The sequence below is a fragment of the Nocardia australiensis genome (assembly GCF_020733705.1).
GTDB classification, from domain to species: domain Bacteria; phylum Actinomycetota; class Actinomycetes; order Mycobacteriales; family Mycobacteriaceae; genus Nocardia; species Nocardia australiensis.
The window spans coordinates 496991-520423 of the sequence record NZ_JAJFZM010000002.1 but is presented as its reverse complement, the minus strand read 5'-3'; the positions used below and the strand labels follow the sequence as shown (position 1 = coordinate 520423).

Below are 23433 nucleotides of genomic sequence, written 5' to 3'. Positions count from 1 at the left end.
TCACATGCCCGACCATTCAGACAGGTTGCAGGAGAGCAGATGACCTCCCCGACACGGCCGATCTCCGGCCGCTGGTTCGACGATCTCGCCGTGGGCACCATCGTGCAGCACGTGAACCGCCGGACCGTTACCGAGACCGACAACGTGCTCTTCAGCACGATGACCATGAACCCCGCGCCGCTCCATCTGGACGCCGAGTACGCCGCGCAAACAGAGTTCAAGCGGCCCCTGATGAACAGCATGTTCACGGTTGCGCTGGTGGTCGGGATCTCCGTACCGGAGCTCACCCTCGGCACCATCGTGGCCCAACTCGGGCTGTCCGAGGCGGAGTTCCCGGCACCGGTGTTCGCCGGCGACACCATCCGCGTCGAAACCGAAATCGTCAGCACCCGCCCATCTAGCACCCGGCCGGACACCGGCCTCGTCGTGTTCGAGCATCGGGCTTTCAACCAGAACGACACCCTCGTGTGCAAGGTCAGACGTACCGGCCTGATGCACCGCGCACCGAGCGGGCAGGCCCAGGAGCGTGGTGAGGCATGAGCGCGACAATCAGCCCCACCGCGGTGCGCTCGGAACTCGAATCAGCGATCACCTCTGCCCTTGCCGGTGGAGACTCGTCCCGCTGGCCCACGAAGCTGCCCGTGCGCGAGCGAATCTCGCTGCTACTCGACCCTGGCAGCTGGGTGGAGGACGGTCTTCTCGCAGACGCCGCCGGCAACAGACTGCCCGCGGACGGCGTGCTGACCGGTGTCGGGCGCATCAACGGCCGCCCGGTCGCGGTGATCGCCCACGATTTCAGTGTCAAAGCAGGCTCGTGGGGTGAACTCACCTGTGAGAAACAGGTTCGAATCCTCGAGCGGGCCGATCGAGACCTGTTGCCAGTGATCTACCTGGTCGACTCCGCAGGTGGCCGCCTCACCGACCAGCTCGGGTTCTACCCCGGCCGACGCGGGGCATCGAAGATCTTTCAGCTGCAGATTCGGCTCTCCGGCCGTGTCCCACAGATCTGCTGCCTGCATGGTCCGTCCGCCGCCGGTGGCGCATACATGCCTGCCTTCACCGATTGGGTCGGGATGGTCAAAGGTAATGCGTCGATGTACCTTGCTTCCCCGCGCGTAGCGGAGAAGGTCACCGGCGAACGCACCACCCTCGAGGAGATGGGTGGGGCAACGATGCATGCCACGGTGTCCGGTTGTGGGGACGAAGTTTTCGATCACGACTGGCAGGTCATCGCCGCCGCACGGCTGCTGTTGTCGTACCTTCCGAACGATTGGCGGGCGGCGCCCGAACTCGTGGCACCGAGCGAACCGGAGATCACTACGTGGGAGCCCGACCTCATTCCCGAAGATCCCAACCAGTCCTATGACGTTCGTGATGTGATCACGCGCGTCGTCGATGCCGCCAGCTTTTTCGAGATCAAGTCGGCGTGGGCCACCGAGATCGTCACCGGGTTTGCGAGATTGGACGGGCGCACCGTCGGGCTCATCGCCAACCAGCCCTCGGTCCGCAGTGGCGCGATCTTCGTCGACTCCGCGGACAAGGCGGCCAGGTTCATCTCGATGTGCGACGCATACAACATCCCGTTGATCTTCTTCCAGGACGTGCCCGGTTTCATGGTCGGTGTGGCAATCGAACGCCAAGGAATTATCCGTCACGGCGCGAAAATGGTCACGGCCATGGCAAGTGCCGAGGTGCCCAAGTTCAGTGTGGTCCTCCGCAAGGCCAACGCTGCCGGGTTCTACGCGATGTGCGCACCCGGATTCGAGCCTCGAGCCACGATCGCGCTTCCCACCGCGACTATCGGGCCGATGTCACCGGAAGCATCCGTCAATGCCGTGTATGCCAACAAGATCGCCGAGATCGAGGATCCAACCGAGCGGGAGAGCTACATCGCCGCACGTACTGCGGAGCAGGCTGCCGACATCAGCCTGCTGAGGATGGGCAGTCATCTGGTAGTCGACACGGTTGTGCAGCCCGAACAGTTGCGAGCCGAACTGATCGAGCGTCTCGCCCACGCCGGAGAGTGGGAGCGCCGTCCACCTTCGCGCCATCACGTGATCAGCCCGGTATGACACGGTTCCGGCGGTGCGTCGACCAGCCGACGCACCGCATCAATTTCGGCACCGCCACATATGGGGATCACACCAGAAGTCAATACGTCGGAGCATCCCCGTCGGACCCAAGAATGAAAGGGTAATCGTGTTGAAACCGTTCGACAGTGTTCTCATCGCCAACCGAGGCGAGATTGCCGTCCGCATCATCGGGGCCGCCCACGACGCCGGCCTCCGCGCTGTCGCTGTCTATGCCGACTCCGACGCGGACGCGCCCCACGTCAAACTCGCCGACGAGGCCTACGCACTGCATGGCACCAACGCGGCCGAAACCTACCTCGACGCGCAGAAGATCCTGGACGTCGCATTGGCGTCAGAGACGCAAGCGGTTCACCCTGGCTACGGCTTTCTTTCCGAGAACCCCCATTTCGCACAGTCGGTCATCGATGCGGGGCTGGTGTGGATCGGGCCGCATCCGGACACGATTCGCGTTCTCGGCGACAAGGTCACGGCACGCGAGATCGCAGCAAAGGTCGGTGCTCCCCTCGTGCCCGGCACCAGCGCTCCCATCGGCGACGTCTCGGAGATCGAAAAATTCGCGGACGAATACGGCATGCCCATCGCAATCAAGGCGGCACACGGAGGTGGCGGGCGTGGTCTACGTGTCGTCCATGACGCCGATCTGATCGCCGAAGCATTCGCCGCGGCCACCCGCGAATCGGTTGCCGCATTCGGCCGAGGCGAGTGCTTCGTGGAGCGCTATCTCGACAAACCGCGCCACGTAGAAGCCCAGGTAATCGCCGACAGCCATGGAACGGTGGTCGTCGTAGGCACGCGCGACTGCACTTTGCAGCGTCGCCACCAGAAACTGGTGGAAGAGGCACCGGCGCCCTTTCTCACCGCAGAGCAGGAAACCTCCATCCGGGATGCGGCTCGCGCTATTTGCCAAGAGAGCGGCTATCTCGGAGTGGGAACCGTGGAGTTCCTGGTTGGCTCCGACGGCACGGTGTCGTTCCTCGAGGTCAACACACGCTTGCAGGTCGAACACCCGGTCACCGAGGAGACCACCGGTATCGACCTTGTCCTGGAACAATTCCGGATCGCACGCGGCGAGCCGCTGAGCATTTCCCGCGACCCCGAGGCTATCGGTCACGCCTTCGAGTTCCGGATCAACTGCGAGGACCCGACCCGTAGCTTCGTCCCCAGTCCCGGGACCATCGTTGAATGGACCTTGCCCCAAGGACCTGGCATCCGAGTCGACTCGGGTGTCGAAGCGGGCACCATCGTCGGTGGCCAGTTCGATTCGATGCTCGCCAAACTCATCGTGTCAGGACCCAACCGCGCTACCGCGTTGGCCCGCAGTCGCCGCGCCCTCGCGGAGATGCGCGTCGAGGGCTTGCCGACTGTCCTCCCGTTCCACCGGGCCGTGACTCGGTCGTCGGAGTTCACGGCCGAAAACACCGAGTTCGGGGTGCATACCACCTGGATCGAATCAGACGGAAGCGGGTTGCTCGAGACCGCACCGGAGCGCTCCGAGGTATCGGTCAGCGATCAGTCCTCGACGGGGGAACCACATACCGTCCCCATCCTGATCGGTGGACGTGTGCACCACGTAAACCTGCCCGGCCTCGCGGGACTGGGCACGCACGCCGAGACTATCCGCGCACAGGCAGCCGAGATCTCCTCCACCCTCGAGCCCGCGAAACACAACGGCGACGACGTCACTGCCCCCATGCAGGGAACCGTGACGAAACTACTGGTCGCCGAGGGGCAGGAGGTGGCCGCAGGTGACCTCATCGCCGTGGTCGAGGCCATGAAAATGGAAAACCCGGTGCGCGCACACAAGGACGGCCGTATCGACGGCATCAGTGTGGTTCAGGGCGACACTCGCGCCGGTGGCGAACTGATCTGCCACATCCGCTCTCAGGGTGCCTGAACCCTGTTCTGTTCCGGCATGAACTGGGCCCGCCGACGCTCGGCCGCCTCGACAGGCTCGACAAGGAGAACAAAATGATGCGGCACACCGGTCAAGATCAGAGGCGAGTAGCAGCACACTCCCCCTCCCCCGCGGCGCAGAACGGGGACATCGCATGAGTACCGACGAACGAACGGTCGATGCCGCGAAGACGCAATCGCCCGGTCCCCTCGCAGGAATCCGCATCGTTGAGTTCGCCGGAATCGGACCAGTTCCGTACGCGTGCTTGATTCTTGCTGAGCTGGGCGCAGACGTGATCCGAGTTGACCGAGTCGGGGGCACGGGACGCGCAATCGCGCCGTCCTTCGGTCTCGAGCGCAGTCGTCCCAACGTAATCGTCGATCTCAAGTCCCAACGGGGACGTGAGGTGGCACTCCGACTCGCCGATGAGGCGGACGTACTCATAGAGGGCTTCCGCCCCGGAGTCACGGAACGACTCGGCATCGGCCCGGACATCTGTCGAGGCCGTAACCCCCGACTGATCTATGCCCGCACGACGGGCTGGGGTCAATCAGGCCCGCTTCGCGATCGCGCAGGCCATGACATCAACTACGCATCGCTCACCGGCGCGCTGCACACGGTCGGAACCCGGGACAAGCCCATGCAGGCGGTCAACATGATCGCCGATTTCGCCGGTGGGTCCCTCTTCCTCGTCATCGGTGTTCTGGCCGCTCTGCAGGAGCGAGCCCAGAGCGGGGTCGGTCAAGTCGTAGACGCAGCAATGGTCGACGGTGCCAGTTCGCTGGTCACGATGATCTACGGGATGTTCGCAACAGGGTTGTGGACAGATGATCGACAGTCGAACTTGCTGGATGGCGATGCCCCGTTCTACGACACGTATCGGTGCGCCGACGGCGCCTTCGTCGCAGTGGGCGCACTCGAGCCGCAGTTCTACTCCCAACTGCTCGATGGCCTGGGGTTGGCGGGAAAACTCGTTGGGAATCAACACGATCGAGCACAATGGCCCGAGCACAGAAAGGCATTCACGCGAGCATTCGCCGCACGCACGCGGGACGAATGGGAAGAGCACTTCGCCGATAGTGACGCCTGTGTGACACCCGTGCTGAGTCTTGCCGAGGCTCCGCGCCATCCGCACAATGTGGCGCGCGGCATCTTTGCCATGGTCGACGGGGCACCTCAGCCGCGGGTTGCACCGCGATTCTCGAGAACCCCGGTCCTCGAACCCCGGTCGGCAAGTCTCCCCGGCGCAGATACAGCAACAGCCCTGCAAGCGTGGGGCTTCACGGGCGAAGAAGTCGCAGCTCTACACGAATCCGGTGACATACACCAAAGCGTTCGCGGAACGTCCGAAGGCGATCCTGCGACTGCACGGTCGTGACTTGGGTACCGGGAACGCATGAACAGCAGACCTTCCAGCCATGCAAGGTCGTCGACAATCAACCGAAGGCTCGAGGTGCTAGACCAGTCGCCGTCCGCGCACTCGCGGACTCATACAACTGAATCCTTGGCGCAGAGTCTCCGACGACTGATCGATGAAGTCGTCAGCTCCGATGCTCCAACGGAGCTGATCGAGCAGGCCGCCGTCTCGATTCGCCACGCACTCGCCACTCTCGACGGATTTCGGCGTCCAGCTGATCGGGTCGTGTCGGTCGACGCTCTGCGGAAGGGCTTGCCCCTGAACGGCCCGGCCACCGGCCGCGCTAATCCACTCGCACCACACGTCGAGATCGAGACGACGACTGAGGAAGTGATCGCTCGCCTCACTCTCGGGCAAGCTTACGAGGGACTACCCGGATTCGCCCATGGCGGCGTCACATCACTGCTCTTTGACGAACTCCTCGGACGCGCGGTCGAGGCACGCGGCCGATGGGGTATGACCGTGGCTCTCACCGTCGAGTACCTCAAGCCTGTCCCGCTCCATACACCACTGGTAATGCGCGGAAGAATCGGCACACCGGGCGAGCGGAGCATGACTGCGCTCGGAACACTATGCCCAGCTGACGATCCGACGATCACATTCGTAAAGGCACACGGGACATTCGTGCAACCACAACTCCATGTGCTGAGGACGTACTTCGGGGGCCTGACTGACACCGCGGGACACCCAGTGACAGATGTCTTCGACACCTGAGCCCCACGACGCCGGCCAACCCCAGAGGGTTCAGCCGAGGTGGTCGTTCGCTCCGCTGACCCAGGCGATGGCTCAACTGAAGGTGAGCCCGAAACGCTTGCCCAGCCGGTTGAGCGCCTCCGGGTCGCCGAAAACAGCTTCTCCGCTACAGTCCTCGTCCACGGGATACACGGAACAAAAGCGCTCCGCTGCGCCTGCGTCCATCCCCCCGTGCTGAAGGTGAGCGTGGCTTCGAAAGCTTCCTCCTCGTCGCCGGGTTCGACCGGCCACGACATGGTCTCGTCGTTCCAATCGAACCGAAGCTCCCATTCCGTGTCGGCCTCGACCAATCGGACATTGGAGACGGTCACCAAACCTCGGGTGTGGGAAGCGATAGTCTCCAACTCACTTCGATAACACTCCAGCCGCTCGGCGTCATCCCGATCGCCGATGTCACGGAATGTCTTGTGGTTCACCGTGTATCGGATCTCGAGATAGCTGAGCAGAGTGCACACGGCATGCTGAGTGGGCTGACCGTAATAGCTCAGTGGCTTGTCCAGTTGGTCCGGTGCCAAGGTCCGCCGGGGAGTCGACTGATCGACAAGACCGAGTTCGACGATCAGATTCACCACCTCGCGGGCGGTGGTTTCGGAATTCAACGAGTCGCCTCCAGGCTTTGTTTTCGAGCAATCGATGTCGGCACAGTACCGACATCCAGCAGGCTCCCCATCCCGACTCGTATCCATAGCGGCGCGCACAGTTCCCTAAGCTTGAGTCCAGCAAAGATGGTGTACCAGCTCGTAGCTCGGCTGCGGTTTCGAGCCGTTCGCGGACTGCGTTGCCACCTGTCGAGCTCGACCATCGCGGAATCACATTGGAGCAGAACTGGATTGGATCCAGCCCGATCAGACCGCCCCCGGGAAGGAACGGTGCGTCCACAACTAACATCAGTGATTCCTTCGGCGCGAAGACGGAGTCCGTGATCTGCCTACTCAGGCTGTCTATGGAGCTCTCGTCGGTCGAGGTGCACGGGGTTGTGACCTGATAGGAGCATGTCGCGCCGAGATCGCCGTCTCTTGACTGGCCTGTCCGCCCCCTGCACGTGGTTTCGGAGTCAGGAAGGACGAAACCCCAGTGACGAGCACCACCGCCCGGCCAACGATCTTCGTCGGAGTCGACACCCACGCTGACACCCATCACGTCGGGATCGTCAACGAGCACGGCAAGAAGTTCGATGATCGCGAATTCGACACGACAGCAACGGGTTACGCGGAAACCGAGAAGTGGATCCGCAGCAGTGGCCTCGTCGCCCGAGTCGGAATAGAAGGCACCGGATCCTATGGAGAGGGTCGACCGGAATACGGCAGAAGTCTGCCGTTGAGGCCATAGTGGCCGGTGGGAGACCCGATGTCGGTGTGGCGGGTGGTGCCGATTAAGGTTCGGGTCCTCTGCTGATGTTCTTGTTCCGGGTGGGTTCGTGGCTTCGATCGATCGATCGCACCGCGTATCCGCGGTTCAAGCGTGTGGTGTCGGCACGGGAGATCGCGGAGTCGTTCACTCCGTCCGAAGACGAGACCGGGTGGGCACGGTCGAAGACCACGTCTGATGGTCACTTGCTGGCGTTGGTGGTGCTGCTGAAGTGCTATCAGCGACTGGGGTATTTCCCGAAGCTGGCCGATGTGCCTGATGCCGTGGTTTCCTACGTGCGCAGCATGCTCCGTGTCGCGGATTCGGTTGTGGCCGCCCACGAGTCGGAGCGGACGTTGTGGCGGCACCGCGAGTTCGTCCGTACTCGGTTGGGGGTGGTGTACGAGCCGGCGCGGGTGCGGGCGGTGGCGGAGAAGGCTATTCGGGCGGCGGCGCTGACGAAGGACAATCCGGCGGACCTGATCAACGTCGCGTTGGAGGAGCTTGTCCGGCAGTCGTGCGAACTGCCCGGGTACACCACCCTGGACGCGATGACAACCAGCATCCGCACGGAGGTGAACTCCGGCTTTTTCTCGACGGTGGCGAACCGGATCCCGATCACGGACCGGGCCCGGATGGCGCGGCTGCTGCTGGTGGATCCGGTGGCGCGGCGCAGCGGGTTCGATCGGTTGAAGACTCCGGCGAAGGCGGCGTCGCTGGGCAAGTTCCGGCAGCGTCTGGAGCATCTGGTCACGCTGGACGCGCTGGGGGCGACCGAGGTGTGGTTGGCGGGGGTGCCGCCGGGCAAGGTCGGGCATTTCGCCGGTGAGGCTCGGGTGACCGATGTGGCTGATCTGCGCAAGTACGGCGAGGACAAGCGGTTGACGTTGCTGGTGAGCATGATTCACGTGTTGCGGACCGAGGCCCGCGACGAGGTGTGTGACATGTTCTGCAAAAGGATCTCTGCGATACACAAGCGTGGCCGTGAACGCCTCGAGGATCTGCGGGAGGCCCATCGTGCCGAGTCCGAGCGGCTGCTCGGGGTGTTCGGTGACGTGCTGGGTGCCGCCCGTGAGGTCGTCGGTCCCGCCGATGTGCCGGGTGACGGCGCTGGTGTGTTCGAGCGGGCCGGGCAGTTGATGTTGCAGGTGCTCGACGCCGGTGGCGGGGTCGAGCGGCTGAGCACGGCGCACGAGGCGGTGGCGGCGCATCACGGCAACAACTATCTGCCGTTGCTGGAGCGATCCTACCGCTCGCACCGCAAAGCGCTGTTCACGCTGGTCGATTCGATCGAGTTGGAGCCGGTCACCGCGGAGCGCAGTGTGGCCGGCGCGGTGGGGTTCGTGCGCGCGGTCCGGGACCGGCGCGGGGCAGTTGATGAGCTGGGATGAGTGCGCGCCGCTGGTCGAGGGGTTCTGCACCCAGGCCGGTATCCCGGCTGAGGCGAGCGAGCTGGTCGCGTTCTACAAGCGGCGCTTGACCGGTACCGCGGCGCGGGTGGATGCGGGGTATCCGTCGAACACCGATCTTGTGCTCGACGGCGGCACACCGGTGTTGAAGCGGCGGGTCGGCGCGGACCGGCGGCCCGAGGCGCTGAACCTGGAGGCGGCGATTCACGAGCGGCTGCCGCAGCGCAGCCTGCTGGACGTGCTGACCCGGGCTGCGTATCTGACAGGTTGGTAGCGGCACCTCGGGCCGGCGTCGGGCTCGGATCCGAAGATCCGTGACGCGATGGGCCGGTATGTGATCACCGCGTTCACCTACGGCGGGAACCTGACCGCCGCCGAGGTGGCCCGGCACATGGAACACACTTCGGCGCACGAGATCTACACCGCTGGCAACAAGCACGCCGATGCCGGGAAGATCCACAAGGCGTCCGCGGCGGTGATCAACGCGTTCGCGACTCTGGATGTGGCGGGGGTGTGGGGTGACGGGCAGGTGGTGGCCGCCGACGGCTCCCAGATCGACACGTGGGAGAACAACCTGCTCGCAGAGAGCCACATCCGCTACGGCGGGTTCGGCGGCATCGCCCAACGCCTGATCTCCGACACCTACATCGCGTTGTTCTCGCATTTCATCCCGTGCGGGGTGTGGGAGGCGGTGTACATCATCGATGGGCTGCTGCAGAACACCTCTGATGCGCAGCCGGACGTGGTTCATGCGGATACGCAAGGTCAATCGTTTGCCGGTGTTCGGCCTGGCGACCTTGTTGGGGTTCGAGTTGTTGCCGCGGATACGGCACTGGCACGATCTGATCTTCTACCGGCCCGACCTCGGGGTCCGGTATTCCCACATCGATGCGCTGTTCGGTGACCACGCCATCGACTGGGACCTCATCGAGAAACACTGGCAGGACCTGCTGCGGACCGGGATCTCGATCCGGGAAGGACGATTGTCGTCGGTGACGCTGCTGCGCCGGCTCGGTAACCATTCCCGGAAGAACCGCTTGTACAAGGCGTTCCGGGAATTGGGTCGCGTCATCAGGACGATCACGCTGCTGCGGTTTCTGTCCGAACCCGAGCTGCGGCAGCAGATCACGGCGATCACGAACCGGGTGGAGGCGTTCCACGGGTTCGCTGCCTGGCTGATGTTCGGCGGCAAGCTGATCGGTCACAACGATCCCGTTCACCAGGAACGGGTGGTGAAGTTCAACGAGCTGGTCGCCAATTGCGCAATCTACTCCACCGCCCTGGACATCACCGATGCTGCGAACGCGCTGGCCGCCGAAGGGCATCCGGTCGACCCCGACGACCTGGCCACCATCACTCCGTACATCACGCGCACGATCCGCCGCTTCGGCGACTGGGTGCTCAACCTCACCCCACCCGAGGGGGAGCCGGTCACGCGCCTGGACCTCGAACCCCGCGCCCTGTTCCCCACCGGCACAGTCCGACATGGCCCGCCAACGCCGTTCTTCGGGAAACCTCACCGGCCAGCTTCCGGCTCGACATGACTACCCGCCTGGATCTGAATCGAGAGCGGGAGGCTTATTCGCAAGTATCTTGATGGCCTCTGTCCGGGGTGTAAACGCTGTCCCAGCGGCCATCAGCCGTGGCGCGCGTTCGACCTCGGCCGAGCCGGCACCGGGGCAGCGACGAATTCTTGGAGCAGGCCACTGGTGGGAAACTGCTCTCGAGTTCTGTCAGGGGTCGTGCCTACCCTATCGTCATGGTGAGTGTGAAGGTCGTCGACGAAACGGCATCCGGGGGTCGCGACGACGGCTGGATGTTCGAGGTGACCGAGGAGCGGCTGTCACTGCGGGAGATCATCCGGCGGCGGGTATTCCAGGAGGTCGCCGAACACAATGGCGGCGCGTCTCGTGGTGCCTTTCGTGGTCTGGTACGGCCGGCAGATGCCGAGGTGGTGCGCGGCGGGTTCCGCACGACTGGTCGTGTCGATCCGGAACGCCAGTGCGAGGCGGCGTTGCAGGCTTTCGGGCGCAACGGTTTCGTGGTCCTGGTCGGTGATCGACAGATCGAGGAGTTGGACGAGGTGGTCGCGCTGCCACTGGGTGTGGAAATCACATTCCTGAAGCTCGTCGCATTGGTGGGTGGCTGAATGTCGAGGTCCGAGTACGAGACCGCGGCGCGGTCCGCCATCGCCGCGGACGATATGGACGCCTTCTTCGACGCATATCTGCAGGCGTATCAGACGAAGACCGACAAATACGTGTGGGGTGCGGTATCGAACATGGCACGCGTCTTGCCAGACGAGACCTCCGAGCGGTTGGCTCGCGTTTGCGCCGCAGCGGCCCCGGCCGCTTCCGAGCACATCCGACACGGGATCAACTATCTGCAGGGGAGCATCGTCCCTTCCAAGTACAAGACAGCGGTCCTCGATGCCATCGCTGCGGACGATATGGGCAGGTTGTGCGCCGAGATTGTGCGGGTACACCAGATCGCCGAGTCCTCCCATATGGCGTCCGACAATGCCTTATGGCATGCCCTGTTCGCCAAGGTGCGTGAACTGCCGACCGAGACGGTCGAACGGCTTGCTCGCGCTTGCGCGGTTGCGTTCCCTACCGCTTCGGAGCGCGAGCAGCACTCTCTGCTGCTCCTGGCGTCGACCGTCGCACCCACCTTGCCGATCCTGGTCGAAGAACGGCGAGCAGTGCTGGAAACCCTGTCGAACCACCACGGCAGGTTAAGCCTTTTCGCGATCGACTCATCTCTGGCCCTAGCGGAACTGGCGTCAGGACGTATCTTGAGCCCTGAGGTCGTCGCGGTGTACCGCCGCGGAGCCTGCGAGAGGTACCAGGACTCTCGTGTTGCAGAGGTCGCCCGGCAATGCCCCGAACCAGTGGTCAATGTGGGTGAGCAATGGGCGGACCGAGCACTGGAGTTGGCGTGCTCGTCTCCGGGTTGGCACGACCTGCTGGCCTTCGCCACAACCGCCACGATGGGAAGACCGAACGCCAAGTGGGAAAAGACCGGTCGAGCGCTGCTGGCGAAGGTGGATTCCTTCGACGAGAAGGTGCTCTCGTTGTTGGAACTGGTGGGCCGACCCAGGACATTACCGCTGCGGCATCGTCTCGCCGAAGATCCCGGCCTCAACGATGAGTACGACCCGTTCAACGCGAACGCGGTGCGCGGTCTGCTGTGGCTGCTGACGTATCGGCCCCCGCAGCCGACGACTGCCCGCATCCTGGGCGGCCTGGTGGAAACGTCGCTGCGCAAAATCAAGGGTCTGGGACCACGTAACCCGAAGATGGCCAACGCCGGTGTTTACGCTCTGAGCCAGGTGAGCAGCGAGGCGGCGCTGGGTGAGCTGGCCCGCCTGGCCGCCACTGTGACTTACAAGGGCACGTTGAAGCTGATCAACGCCGCGCTGGAGACCAAGGCACACGCGCTCGGGCTGACCCGCACTCAGATCGAGGAGATGGCCGTGCCCACCTACGGCCTGACGTCGGTAGGCACGGCGGAATTCGCATTCGGCGCCGTGTCGGCGACGGTGACCGTGGACGGCACCAAGGCGGTGCTGTGCTGGTTCACGAGCAAACCGGTGAAAAGCGTCCCGGCCGCGGTGAAACGCGACCATGCCGAGGAATTGAAAGAACTCGAGGCGGCGGCCAAGGACATCGGCAAGATGCTGACCGCCCAAGTCGAACGGCTGGATCGCCAGTTCCTGGAGCGCCGCACCTGGGATTACCCCTCGTGGCGGGAGTATTACATCGACCACCCCTTGGTGGGCACGATCGCCCGCCGTTTGTTGTGGACAGTCGACGGGGTCACTTGCGGCTACGCAGACGGCGCGCTGCGCGACGTGGCGGACAACCCGGTGGGTGGTGACGTCGTGGAGCTGTGGCACCCGCTCGGTCGCTCGACGGAGGAGATCCTCGCATGGCGAGACTGGTTGGAATGCAAGAATATCCGGCAGCCGTTCAAACAAACCCATCGCGAGGTCTACCTACTCACCGATGCAGAACGCCACACCGGTACCTACTCGAACCGCTTCGCGGCGCACATCCTGCGCCAACACCAGTTCCACGCGTTGGCCGCTGTCCGGGGCTGGCGCAACAAGCTCTTGCTGGATGCCGACACCTCCGTGCCGCCACCGACCCGTGAACTGCCGCAGTGGGGTGTGCGCGCGGAATACTGGGTGGAGGGCGACCGCGACGACATTGGGGACGTCGACATCACGGAGTCCAGCAGCTACCTACGCCTGCGCACCGACCAGGTGCGGTTCTACCCGATCGACGCACCACAGAACCTTGCCAACAGCGCTTTCCATGGCGGCTTCCATGGGTCGGCCGAGCCACTGCCACTGTCGGACGTGCCCGAACTGGTCCTGAGCGAAGTACTGCGCGACGTGGACCTGTTCGTCGGTGTGGCCAGCATCGGCAACGATCCGACATGGTACGACGGTGGTCCGAACGGCAGGTTCGCCGACTACTGGACCGACTACAGTTTCGGCGACCTGAACCAGACTGCACAAACCAGACGTGACCTGCTGACCAGGCTGCTGCCCCGACTGGCCATCGGCCACCAATGCACCGTGGAAGACAGATTCCTGCACGTGCGAGGTACTAAGCATTCGTATCGGATCCACCTGGGCTCAGGAAACGTCCTGATCGACCCCAATAACCGCTACCTGTGCATCGTCCCCTCGGCGCGAACAACCGAACCGGACTCGTTCCTGCCGTTCGACGGTGACCGGATTCTGTCGGTGATCCTCAGCAAAGCCCTGCTTCTGGCCAACGACACAAAAATCGCCGACCCAACCGTCCTGAGCCAACTCCCGTGACAATGCTTCAGGCGTGACAGTTGGTCGAACTCAGTGCACCGATTGCCATCTCGTGGCGCACTTCCGCTCCTACACGATCCTTACCTCACCCAAGACGAGGATGGGGCGGGGGCGTTTCATAGGCGGTCACCTATGAAACAGGGCCCCGACCTGGGAATGTCCGGGGCGTTCCGTGTTTCATAGGCCGTTTCATCTGACTTGCAGCGTGAAACACATACATGAAACTATTCCGAGGGCGACCGATGACGATTTCCTCTTGGTGGAAGCCCACGACTGTCCCATGTCGACCTGCGCCGCCCCGGCCGGGTCCGCGTGTCGGACCGGTAGGGGCAAAGTCGCCGCCCAGTACCACACCGCCCGGTTCCGTCTCGTGCTCTCGCTGGCCAAGGTTCTCAACGTCCCCACCCCGGCACTGCGCAAGCCCGGATCCGCCTGGGTCGAGCTGCCGCGCCCACCCGCGGCCGGGACAGAGCCGGCTCGGCACGTGCGAATCGGCTACGCCCGCGCCTCCACCGCCCGCCAATCCCTGGACACCCAGCTGGATTTCCTGCGGGCTGCCGACGTCGGCCGGGTCTTCGCCGAGAAGGTCTCCACCCGCGCCACCACCCGCCCCGAACTGGACAACGCCGTCGCCCTCGCTCGGGAACTGCGCGCCTCCGGTGTCGCGGTTACCCTCGTCGTGCACGAACACAAACGCCTCGGCCGCGGAATCGAGCTCGTCGCCCTCGCCGAGCAATTGAAAGCCTCCGGCATCGGCCTGGAATTCCTCACCGGCGAGCTGCAAGGCTCCCACGACCCGTCCGGGGTCGTGTTCACCGTGCTGGCAGCCCTGTCCGGCATGGAACGCGAATACATCCGCGACCGCACCCTCGAACGCCATGAATCCGCCCGCAAACGCGGCAAGGCCATCGGCGGCGCCGCCGTCGCCGACGACGCAATGCTGTCCATGGCACTGCACCTGCGCGAGCACAACCACAGCCTCCGCGAGATCGCCACCCGCCTCGTCATCGCTAAGGGCAAGAAGAAAGGCCAGCACCCCTCCCCAGCCACAGTCCTGCGGCTACTGCGAGACCACGACCAAGCCGCATCGAGAGCGGGCTGATTCTCATCGTTACTTCCCACGCCGACGCGGCAGGCTTCAGCCGCGAGGTATCCCGAGCGCTTCCAGTCCCGCTTCCAAGTCGGACTTGGCCAAGAGTTTCTCGATGGTCTGGCCCGCCAGCATGGAGCACATCTTCAGAACATCATCGGTGAGCCGGTCGAGCTCATCGAGCGCGGCCACATACATTGCCAGCGCTCCCTTTCCTGAGTCGTGGCCACTTCACCGGCCCAGCGTTCGGCCTGGTTGCGGAACAGCACCTGGTCCTCGCGCTGTTCTCATCGACCTGCATCGCGTGGTCCACCGTTGCGTCGTCCAACCGGTACGGCTGCGCGACCGCAGGCTCGAACAGTTCGATCTGGCCGACCGTGATCGAGATCCCTTCACGCACAATGTCGGTGAAGTATCCGATCTCGGAAGTCGGGTACCAGTTCTGCCACCGCCGTCGCTCACCCCGCCGAGGCTAGCCCCTTCCGGTGGGAACCGCCCGCCGATCCACCGACCGCATCACAGACCGGCTCAGTGCTGTCCGCCGCATCGGCACCGGGTCTCACCGGATAATGGTCTGACGGCAGGTTTCTGCCGTATTCCGGTCGCATCCCAACTACCGCTTGTCGGGGGCGCGAAGTCTTCCGATGGCAAGTTGTGTGTAGAGCGCAACCCCTCGCGACAGAACGCCTTCGTCGAAGATCGCCTCGGGAGAGTGGTTGCTCGCGGTCGTTGCTGGATCACGATTGGCAGGCGTGGCCCCCAGCAGCGCGACAGCACCGGGAATCTCCTGCAGAATGCGGGAAAAGTCCTCCGACGCGGTGTAAGGATTATCGAGGATTTTCACCGCGCCACTGCCAAACAGTTCGACGGCAGCGTCTGCGAGGAATGTGGCCTCGTCAGGGTCATTGACGGTAACTGGGTAAAGGGTTTCCCAGTCGACATCTGTGTGAAGACCGTGGGCATCGGCGATACCGCGACACAGCCGAATTGCGCGATCCGCGATAGCCTTCTGGTTCGCGGGAGAAAAGGTTCGAACGGTGGCCTCGAACGTGGCACTTACCGGGATGATGTTCTGTTGAGTGCCGCTGTGGAAACTACCGACGGTCAGAATGACGGGGTCGAACGCATCGAATTGACGGGTAATCAGACTCTGGAGTGCGGTCACGATCTCGGCCGCGACTACGATCGGGTCCTTCGCTAGATGGGGACTGGACCCGTGCCCACCTGCACCAACGACTGTGACACGGAGGCTGTCGGCAGCAGATAACATTGGGCCGGGACGAACGGTGACCATTCCGCTCGGATATGTCGAAGTAATCACGTGCAGGAAGTAGGCGGCCTCGGGTCGTTGGCCCGCAGCGTCCAATACACCAGCGTCGAGCATACGGCCCGCACCGTCGAACCCCTCTTCGCCAGGCTGGAACATGAATATGACGTCGCCGTCGAGCTCGTCGCGACGAGCGGAAAGTAACCGGGCCGCACCGACTAGCATGGCACAGTGCAGATCGTGCCCGCACGCATGCATCGCCCCATTAGTGGAGGCAAAGTCAAGACCGGTCCGCTCGGTCATGGGCAATGCGTCCATGTCGGCCCTCAACAACACCGATCGATCGCGCGACCTTCCGCGTAGCACGCCGACAATCGATGTCAATCCGGCTGCACCAGAGGTTATTTCGAGCGGCAACCCATGCAGGGCTGCTAGTAGCTTCTCTTGAGTACGCGGTAAGTCTAGGCCGATTTCGGCATCTCGATGAATTGCCCGACGTAATTCGATGAGCTCGGATTTCAAAGTATCTGCGTCTTCCAACAGGCCCATGTGGTCCACCTCAGTCGGTTAGTGTGTTGTCCTGCCTTTGGCCGCGCGCATGTCCTCAGCTATCCGGCCTGTCGACGCGCTTATGTCAGGTTGGTCGTGAATTCACATGGCCGCAGCAGAGAAGCCGATGAGACTGCCCTCCGGAAGTGCCATCGTCACGTCGCCGTAGAGCGTGCCCAGATATCCCCAGACAAAGCCGGTGGCAGGAATTGTTACCTGCTCCACTCGTTCTCCCCATACGTCCGTAATTTCGCCGATCACCGTGCCGGCTTCGACCAATGTGCCAGGACTGTGCTTTGGCCAAAACAGGCCGGCATTGTTGTTCACGACGCCGCCGCGATATTCGAATTCGCCGTCGAGCTTTGGTGTCGGCTGCGCCTCAGCCTCAGTGTCAAGCATGCCGAGGACACGCATGACGTTCATCACCGCGACCCGACCCAACTCCGCGGCGGATGTCGACTGGCGTGAGACTAGTTCGAGCATGAGACCTGCAACGTTGTGTGCGGAGGCCGTCGCTGCCGGTTGTCCGGCTATGGAGCCGACCAATGACCCGCTGCTATCCGGTGGTTCGCGCATGATGACCTGGGTCAGACCCGTAGCGTCGGCCATCCGCCGTTGTTCAGCGCGGATTGTGTCGTCGGCTGCTTGGTCTGGATACAGCATCACGATGGGGAAGGAGGGGTCTGCATTTCCATGCAGATCTAGGTAATGAGTAGCTTGGTCGAATGCCACCTTGTGGCTTGCCGCCAACCGCTGCGTGATCATTCCGTCAGGCATACTCGGCCAGAGCAGCGGCATCGCCATGTGGAGTTGATCGTACGGCGACGCGTACGTAGCGTTTTCGAAGGCAAGCGGATTCGCCACCGTGATCGCGATAAGGGTGCCTCGCAACCGGGTCACGTCTATGTGCTTCAGAGTTGCCAACAGGGCGGCCGTGCCAACAACCTCGTTTCCGTGCACCGCCCCTGTCGCAAGCAAGACCGGCCCCGGCTCGGTACCATGTGCCACGACCACCGGAGACCCGACTTTCGTCCCGGCCGCCAATCTGACGTTGCCGAGCGTTCCCTTGGCGATCGTGCCGGGTGCGACCGACAACCCTCCAAGAATAAATTCTTCCATCTACTCGCCCTTCGTTCTGATCCGTGTCAGTTGACGCGGTGCGCTATTCCTGTTCGTTGGATCGTCCACTCCCGACCGACACCGCGACGCGTCCGTGGAGTCGTCGCGGAACGTTGCCTACTGCGCTCTGCGGCGGTCGCTTCGGCGTCGACGATCCACATCTGGGTGTCGACTACCACTCCGTAGTCACGACGGGCGCCGTCGACAGAGACATACTCGTCAAGAACGTCGTCCAAGACGGATTGCGGGGCGCGGTCGAGCGGATTGCCCCACCCTCCACCTCCGCCGCTCTGTGAGAAAATGACGCCTTCGGGGTCATATGGCTGAGCGACTGGGAACTCGCCGCAGATCGCCTCGTCCGGGCGCCCTTCACCTATTACGCAGAAGTTTCCGGACCCTTCAAAGCCCCCTACATAACCGGGTAATGGATGTATGAGTGATTGCGAGTTAAAGATCGCAAAGGTTCCGCTGGCCCCTCGCTCGACCCTTCGCATCACATAGGCCGGACTACCACGCCACTGTCCAGGAGCTGCTGAGTCCGTGGAGTATTCGGCTTGCGTATACAGCGTGGGGTACTGGACCTCGCTGAACTCGTGATTTACCGGGCTGGCGACACTGAACGGCGTTGCCCATCCTCCCCAGCCATCGACTCCATAGGTCGCACTGTTGTCCATCGCGACCATCGAGGAGTCCCAGAAGAGAAAGTTTCTCGGGTTCTTCGACGAATGGGTAAGAAAGCGATGCTCACGCTCGTCGATACCCAGAACGTACGTATTCGCCGTATCGAGGGAGACATTCCCAACTCGTTCCGGAATGAATTGTTCGCAGGCCTTCATTACTACCTGCGCGACTTGGCCGCCGGCCACAATAGTACCAAGTGTAGTTGCCGCCGGGGATCTCGGATTTACCAACGACCCCTCGGGCAGGTTAATAGCGATGGATTCGAACAGCCCCGAGTTGATCGGGACATCAGGGCACAGCACTGAAAGTGCAACGCAGATGTTGGCAATCGTGTTCGCTGCAACGCTATTGACCACGCCATCCGTTTGAGGATCTGTGCCTGTGAAATCGAACGACATCTGGTCACCGTCGATACTTACGGCCACACTGATCTTGAGATCGCGCCGATCCGCATAATCGGTATCAACGAAGAAGTCAGCTGAGTACACGCCATCGGGCCAGGACCGAACTTGATCGCGGAACTTGCGCTCCGAGTAGCTGAAGACCCACTCCAGGGAGTCCTCGACGATATCAAGGCTGTACCGGTCAACCAGCTCCCTAACACGGTGCTCACCGATGCGACAGGCGCCGATCATGGCCTCGATATCGGCCTCGAGCACATCGGGCAGCCGATTGTTGGCTAGGAGCCAATCCCAGACTTCGCGACGGCGTTCTCCTCGCTCGTATAGCTTCAGCGGAGACAGACGCAGACCCTCGTGCCAGATTTCGCGGCACAGCGGGTTCGCGGCGCCGGGAGCTGGACCCCCTTGGTCCATCACGTGCAGACGACCGGCGGCGAGAAAACGTGGTCGGCCGTTGAAGAACATCGGAACCACAACAGTCCAGCAGCCGAGATGACTACCCCCGTGATATGAGTCTGCCACCAGGAGTGCGTCGCCCGCGGACAGATCACCACGGAAGAAATATAGACAGGCCTGGGCCGAGGAAACACCAGCGAACGAATGTGCGACCACGCCTGCCCTGGATACCAGCTTTGCCGGGGTGCCATCGTAGCTGTAAAGCCCGGCGCCGCAGTCCTTCCCTTCGTTAACTCCGGGATTCGGCGACGTTCGACACATGCTTTCATAAACCTGATCGGCTATCGCGTCGAAACAATTGCGGATGATCTCTGCGGTGATGACGTCAGTCATTGTGATCGCTTCCTTCCATCGGCGCGCCGACACCATCTGGATGGTTGAGCGCCAACTGATAGATCTCTCGCGCACTGGTTTCAGAAATGAGTCCGTCTGCCAAGTCGTCTTCGATTGAGGCGGGCGCGCGATCCCGGGGGGATCCGTACCCACCGCCGCCAGCGAGGCGCAGGCGGAGGAAGTCTGCGGAGATGGTGCTTTCGCTGGCGGACGGCGGGGCGGGAATCCACCCGTCGGTAGTGTGAAACGCGATCTCCATACCGCCTCCAGGCAACCCCCCGGCTACCCCTCTTACCGGAGAGGAAGCGTCGGTCCACAGCGTGTACAAGCGGTCACCAGCGAGGGCAATCACTGTATCCACGCCAGGCGCACCGACGTGCTCACCCGCGCCACCACTGTCCTGCGCGAATTCTTGACACTGGACCTGCAGACCCAGCCCCGTTTCTGTCTCCCACTGCTCAATCGATTGGAGTTGCGCCCGTGCTGACAGACGCGGTGGTCCCCAGCCGCTGCCTTGGGCCGACGCGCTGGCGCCACCAATTCCCCAAACACCGAGATCTGTCTGATCGCTTCGGTTGTCTTTCTGCCGGCACAGTATGAGTGGGCGCGGAACACTGAGCGATCCCAATGCTTGTTCGGATGCGTGTGATAACGCTTCGGCGACCGCATCAGCAATCTCGTTGCCGCAGTGAATGTTTCCCCAACCACAGGGGGCGGGAAAAACTGGATGGACAACGGATCCCGGCCGCGTGCGTACGTGTACAACTCGCGATAATCCGCTGTTAGGTGGGACTCCACCGGCCAACATGGTCAGTATTACGGAATAGGACCGTGACGCAGTCACGCCCACCGGACAATTGACGAACATGGGACGCTGATCGTCGGAGTCGCTAAAGTCCAACGTCACCGTTCCATCCTCGACAGTGGCGGTGAGCCGGACATTAATGGGAGTGTCCGACGTACCTGACAATGACAGGCACCTACCACCGTCGTGGGATCCCGGTGTCCACGTGGTGAACACACGCCTGGCGAGGCGCTCCGTGTAATCCTGGCTGTACTGGAGTGCCTCGACCACCGCATTGTGCCCGTAGCTCGAGACTAGGTCGCCCAATCGTTGCTGTCCGAGTTCGAGAGTCGCGATCGCGGTCCGCAACGACGACCGCGTTTCATCAGGGCGGCGCCCGTTCAGCAGGAATACGCCGAGTACGTCGCGGACAGGACGGCCCATTCGCTGAACCTTCATCGGCGTTACCAGGACGCCCTCGGCAAGAATCTCGGTGGCGTCCGGGTAAAGGTTCCCACCAAGCTGGCCACCCATATCGCGTAAGTGAACACCCACCGCGAGATAGAGCACGAGCTCTCCCCCGATGATGAGTGGCGCGACAAGGGTGACTTCTTGAACCCTCGTACCGCCTATGTATGGGTCGTTGGTCAAGACCACGTCGCCGTCGCCCAAGTCGAATTTGAAATATTCGATCACGTGCCCGACTGTTCGCTCGATGGAGCCGAGCTGCTGAGCGTCGTCGATGGCCGCGACGTTGCCGTCCGTGTCGGCGATCGCAACGACGAACTGGCTCGCCTGACTCATCTCGGAGATCGGTGCCGCGGAAGCCAAACTCGCTGCGAGCTCCTCAGTGCAGGCGATGATTCGCGTCCGTAGAATTTCGAGATCGATCTGGGACGTCGCCAGCGCCGGCCGACTGTCCCCAATGGCGGCCATCATTGCACAACCTCAATGACGTAAGTCTCGAACTGATCCAGTATTGCTTCCTGCCCGTCGCCAACGACAATGGTTGTCCCCGGCTCGTGCACCACAGCGGGGCCGGTGATTACATTTCCGGGCTGCACCAGCGGTCCGTCGTAAATCGGGGTACGAGTGAACCCCCCGCGACGCTCGAAGTACACCTCACGGTGGCCTATCAACGCGAAAGAAGCATCGTCATCCTCGAACTTGCGAGGATTGGCGAGCCCCGCCACGTTGCGCAGTCCGGTAACCTCAACTCGGATTGATACGATCTGAACCGGTTGATCGGGTTGGTTGTGGCCGTACAGCTGTCGGTGGAGTTCGTGAAACTCCGCAATCGCGCGGGAAATACTGACTTCAGAAACCTTTCGCGTTCTCGTCGGCAGCGGGACGATAACCTCCCGCGTTTGCCCTTCGTAGCGAATGTCGAGAGAGCGCTCGAGCCTGGTCGTCTCTGCTGTTGGCAGGGCACCTTCGGCTTCATCGTGCATATGTTGAAATGCCTCCGTCAGCTCTACCGGATCGACAGATTCGGCGGAGCGGATAAAGGACTTCACGCGAGAGACCTTGAAGTCGGCGACCATTCCTCCGAACGCGCTGAGCACAGCAGCATTGCGTGGCACGAGAACGGTTTTGATTCCGAGATCACCGGCCTGGATCCCCGCATGAATCGCGCCTGCCCCACCGAATGCCATCAGGGCGAAATCTCTGGGATCACGGCCTCTCTTCACTGATACGTAACGCAAAGCGTTGGACATGTCGCTATTCGCGATCCGGTACACGCCGATTGCGGCATCGATGACCGATAGTCCAAGGGGTTTCGCTACATGTTCTTCGAATGCCGCCTCGGATGCCGCTCGGTCCAACGTCGCCTTTCCGCCCATGAAATGGTCCGGATCCATAAAACCAAGCAGGAGGTTGGCGTCGGTCACTGTTGGGCGTGTACCGCCCCGGCCGTAGCAGGCCGGTCCGGGCTGAGCGCCTGCGCTTTCGGGCCCGACTCGCAACGCGCCACCGCTATCGACCCAGGCGATGGATCCTCCACCGGAACCGATTGTGTGAATGTCGACCAACGGTACGTCGACCCGGTAGCGGCTGATCCAGTTCTCAACGCCTATCTCGGGTTTACCGTCGTGGATCAGACAGACATCGTAGCTGGTGCCACCCATATCGGCGGTCATGATGTTGCGGTAGCCGGAGCGCTCGCCGAGAGCGACCGCCGCCACCACTCCTCCGGCCGGACCGGAGAGCACTGCGTCGACCCCATGCTCGGTCGAATAGCCAACGTCCATAATGCCGCCGTTGGATTGCATGACGACCAGTTCGCCAGCGAAACCTGCGGAACGCAGACCCACATCGAGTTTCCCCAGATACTCCTTCAACAATGGACTCGTATACGCATTGACGACCGTCGTGCTGACGCGCTCGAATTCTCGGATCTGAGGTAACACGTCGCAGGAGAGGGTCACGAAGCACTTTGGATGCTCCTCACCGATTATCTCCGCGATCCGGCGCTCGTGAACGTCGTTTGTGAAAGAGAACAGGAGGCATACCGCGACGGATTCGATGCCCTCGGCTTTCAGTTCCCTGACCGCCTCACGCACCTCTTCCTCATCGAGCGGAACTACGACCTGCCCGGTGTAGTCGATGCGCTCCGCAACACCCTTGCGGTGACGCCGCCGGACGATGGGGTGTGGTGCCGGCAGAGACAGATCGAATAAGCTTTCCTTGTACCCGCGACGTATTTCTAGAACGTCGCGGAAACCTTTCGTCGTGATCAGACCAGTCGGAACGCCGCTGTACTCCAGCATCGCGTTGGTGACAACGGTCGTTCCGAGGATCAGGAATTCAGTGTTCTGAAGCAGATCCGTCTGAGACCGCCCGTAGTGCTCTGCGGCGATCTTGACCGCCTCGAGTACGGCGGTCGACTCGTCGTGTGGGCGAGAAGGCACCTTCCCGGTAAAGACTCCGTTACCATCCGTGGCAACCACATCGGTAAAGGTTCCGCCGACATCGACGGCTATGGTGTGCCCCATTGTGATGCCC

Annotated in this window: 19 protein-coding genes; 13 read left to right on the top strand and 6 right to left on the bottom strand. The window is 62.5% G+C overall.

Going from position 1 to position 23433, the window contains the following annotated elements:
• The first annotated feature begins 60 nt into the window (after positions 1-60).
• From LKE06_RS17215 to LKE06_RS17160, 13 genes are all read left to right on the top strand, one after another.
• Positions 61-540 (top strand): MaoC family dehydratase, encoded by a 480-nt coding sequence (locus LKE06_RS17215; protein WP_228000652.1) that lies wholly within the window; start codon positions 61-63, stop codon positions 538-540.
• Positions 537-2072 (top strand): acyl-CoA carboxylase subunit beta, encoded by a 1536-nt coding sequence (locus LKE06_RS17210; RefSeq protein WP_228000187.1) that lies wholly within the window; start codon positions 537-539, stop codon positions 2070-2072. The genes LKE06_RS17215 and LKE06_RS17210 overlap by 4 nt, the downstream gene beginning before the upstream one ends.
• A gap of 127 nt (positions 2073-2199) precedes the next feature.
• Positions 2200-3987, top strand: a complete 1788-nt coding sequence (locus LKE06_RS17205; protein WP_228000186.1) for an acetyl/propionyl/methylcrotonyl-CoA carboxylase subunit alpha — start codon at positions 2200-2202, stop codon at positions 3985-3987.
• Between the two features lie 154 nt (positions 3988-4141).
• Positions 4142-5365, top strand: a complete 1224-nt coding sequence (locus tag LKE06_RS17200) for a CaiB/BaiF CoA transferase family protein (protein WP_228000185.1) — start codon at positions 4142-4144, stop codon at positions 5363-5365.
• A 264-nt stretch (positions 5366-5629) separates the two neighbouring features.
• Positions 5630-6118 carry a PaaI family thioesterase gene (locus LKE06_RS17195; protein ID WP_228000184.1) on the top strand — a complete coding sequence of 163 codons (489 nt, stop codon included), beginning with the start codon at positions 5630-5632 and terminating at the stop codon, positions 6116-6118.
• A gap of 1113 nt (positions 6119-7231) precedes the next feature.
• A complete protein-coding gene (locus LKE06_RS17190; protein WP_228000183.1) occupies positions 7232-7486 on the top strand; it encodes an IS110 family transposase in 255 nt (84 codons plus the stop codon).
• A 65-nt stretch (positions 7487-7551) separates the two neighbouring features.
• On the top strand, positions 7552-8895 hold the full coding sequence (locus LKE06_RS17185) for a DUF4158 domain-containing protein (protein ID WP_228000182.1): 1344 nt from the start codon (positions 7552-7554) through the stop codon (positions 8893-8895).
• Complete coding sequence (locus LKE06_RS17180) at positions 8882-9187, top strand: hypothetical protein (RefSeq protein WP_228000180.1); 306 nt, start codon at positions 8882-8884, stop codon at positions 9185-9187. The genes LKE06_RS17185 and LKE06_RS17180 overlap by 14 nt, the downstream gene beginning before the upstream one ends.
• Positions 9188-9235: 48 nt before the next feature.
• Positions 9236-9817: a Tn3 family transposase gene (locus LKE06_RS32610; protein WP_255649259.1), complete on the top strand. Its 582-nt coding sequence runs from the start codon at positions 9236-9238 to the stop codon at positions 9815-9817.
• Positions 9729-10457, top strand: a complete 729-nt coding sequence (locus tag LKE06_RS32605) for a Tn3 family transposase (RefSeq protein ID WP_255649258.1) — start codon at positions 9729-9731, stop codon at positions 10455-10457. Before LKE06_RS32610 ends, LKE06_RS32605 begins: the two co-directional genes overlap by 89 nt.
• Before the next feature lie 215 nt (positions 10458-10672).
• Entirely contained in the window at positions 10673-11062 is a 390-nt protein-coding gene (locus LKE06_RS17170; RefSeq protein WP_228000178.1) for a hypothetical protein, read from the top strand.
• Positions 11063-13747, top strand: a complete 2685-nt coding sequence (locus LKE06_RS17165) for a DUF4132 domain-containing protein (protein ID WP_228000176.1) — start codon at positions 11063-11065, stop codon at positions 13745-13747. It begins immediately after the preceding gene.
• Positions 13748-13919: 172 nt separating this feature from the next.
• Positions 13920-14849 carry a recombinase family protein gene (locus LKE06_RS17160; RefSeq protein WP_443678131.1) on the top strand — a complete coding sequence of 310 codons (930 nt, stop codon included), beginning with the start codon at positions 13920-13922 and terminating at the stop codon, positions 14847-14849.
• 36 nt (positions 14850-14885) lie between these two features.
• Here LKE06_RS17160 and LKE06_RS17155 read toward each other — a convergent pair whose 3' ends face one another.
• The 6 genes from LKE06_RS17155 to LKE06_RS17130 form a co-directional block, all read right to left on the bottom strand.
• Entirely contained in the window at positions 14886-15035 is a 150-nt protein-coding gene (locus LKE06_RS17155) for a hypothetical protein (RefSeq protein WP_228000173.1), read from the bottom strand.
• A 415-nt stretch (positions 15036-15450) separates the two neighbouring features.
• A complete protein-coding gene (locus LKE06_RS17150; RefSeq protein WP_228000171.1) occupies positions 15451-16653 on the bottom strand; it encodes a M20 metallopeptidase family protein in 1203 nt (400 codons plus the stop codon).
• Between the two features lie 102 nt (positions 16654-16755).
• Complete coding sequence (locus LKE06_RS17145; RefSeq protein WP_228000169.1) at positions 16756-17772, bottom strand: succinylglutamate desuccinylase/aspartoacylase family protein; 1017 nt, start codon at positions 17770-17772, stop codon at positions 16756-16758.
• A gap of 26 nt (positions 17773-17798) precedes the next feature.
• Complete coding sequence (locus LKE06_RS17140) at positions 17799-19643, bottom strand: hydantoinase B/oxoprolinase family protein (RefSeq protein WP_228000167.1); 1845 nt, start codon at positions 19641-19643, stop codon at positions 17799-17801.
• Positions 19636-21366, bottom strand: a complete 1731-nt coding sequence (locus LKE06_RS17135; RefSeq protein ID WP_228000166.1) for a hydantoinase B/oxoprolinase family protein — start codon at positions 21364-21366, stop codon at positions 19636-19638. The genes LKE06_RS17140 and LKE06_RS17135 overlap by 8 nt, the downstream gene beginning before the upstream one ends.
• On the bottom strand, positions 21363-23423 hold the full coding sequence (locus LKE06_RS17130; protein ID WP_228000164.1) for a hydantoinase/oxoprolinase family protein: 2061 nt from the start codon (positions 23421-23423) through the stop codon (positions 21363-21365). The genes LKE06_RS17135 and LKE06_RS17130 overlap by 4 nt, the downstream gene beginning before the upstream one ends.
• Positions 23424-23433: the final 10 nt, after the last annotated feature.

What these genes read in the sequence shown, in the direction of transcription:
- LKE06_RS17185 (WP_228000182.1), top strand. Translation starts at nt 7,552, where the DNA reads ATGTTCTTGTTCCGGGTGGGTTCGTGGCTTCGATCGATCGATCGCACC.
- LKE06_RS17140 (WP_228000167.1), bottom strand. Translation starts at nt 19,643, where the DNA reads ATGACTGACGTCATCACCGCAGAGATCATCCGCAATTGTTTCGACGCG.
- LKE06_RS17155 (WP_228000173.1), bottom strand. Translation starts at nt 15,035, where the DNA reads ATGTATGTGGCCGCGCTCGATGAGCTCGACCGGCTCACCGATGATGTT.
- LKE06_RS17165 (WP_228000176.1), top strand. Translation starts at nt 11,063, where the DNA reads ATGTCGAGGTCCGAGTACGAGACCGCGGCGCGGTCCGCCATCGCCGCG.
- LKE06_RS17170 (WP_228000178.1), top strand. Translation starts at nt 10,673, where the DNA reads ATGGTGAGTGTGAAGGTCGTCGACGAAACGGCATCCGGGGGTCGCGAC.
- LKE06_RS32610 (WP_255649259.1), top strand. Translation starts at nt 9,236, where the DNA reads ATGGGCCGGTATGTGATCACCGCGTTCACCTACGGCGGGAACCTGACC.
- LKE06_RS17180 (WP_228000180.1), top strand. Translation starts at nt 8,882, where the DNA reads ATGAGCTGGGATGAGTGCGCGCCGCTGGTCGAGGGGTTCTGCACCCAG.
- LKE06_RS17150 (WP_228000171.1), bottom strand. Translation starts at nt 16,653, where the DNA reads ATGGGCCTGTTGGAAGACGCAGATACTTTGAAATCCGAGCTCATCGAA.
- LKE06_RS17130 (WP_228000164.1), bottom strand. Translation starts at nt 23,423, where the DNA reads ATGGGGCACACCATAGCCGTCGATGTCGGCGGAACCTTTACCGATGTG.
- LKE06_RS17135 (WP_228000166.1), bottom strand. Translation starts at nt 21,366, where the DNA reads ATGATGGCCGCCATTGGGGACAGTCGGCCGGCGCTGGCGACGTCCCAG.
- LKE06_RS17210 (WP_228000187.1), top strand. Translation starts at nt 537, where the DNA reads ATGAGCGCGACAATCAGCCCCACCGCGGTGCGCTCGGAACTCGAATCA.
- LKE06_RS17200 (WP_228000185.1), top strand. Translation starts at nt 4,142, where the DNA reads ATGAGTACCGACGAACGAACGGTCGATGCCGCGAAGACGCAATCGCCC.
- LKE06_RS17145 (WP_228000169.1), bottom strand. Translation starts at nt 17,772, where the DNA reads ATGGAAGAATTTATTCTTGGAGGGTTGTCGGTCGCACCCGGCACGATC.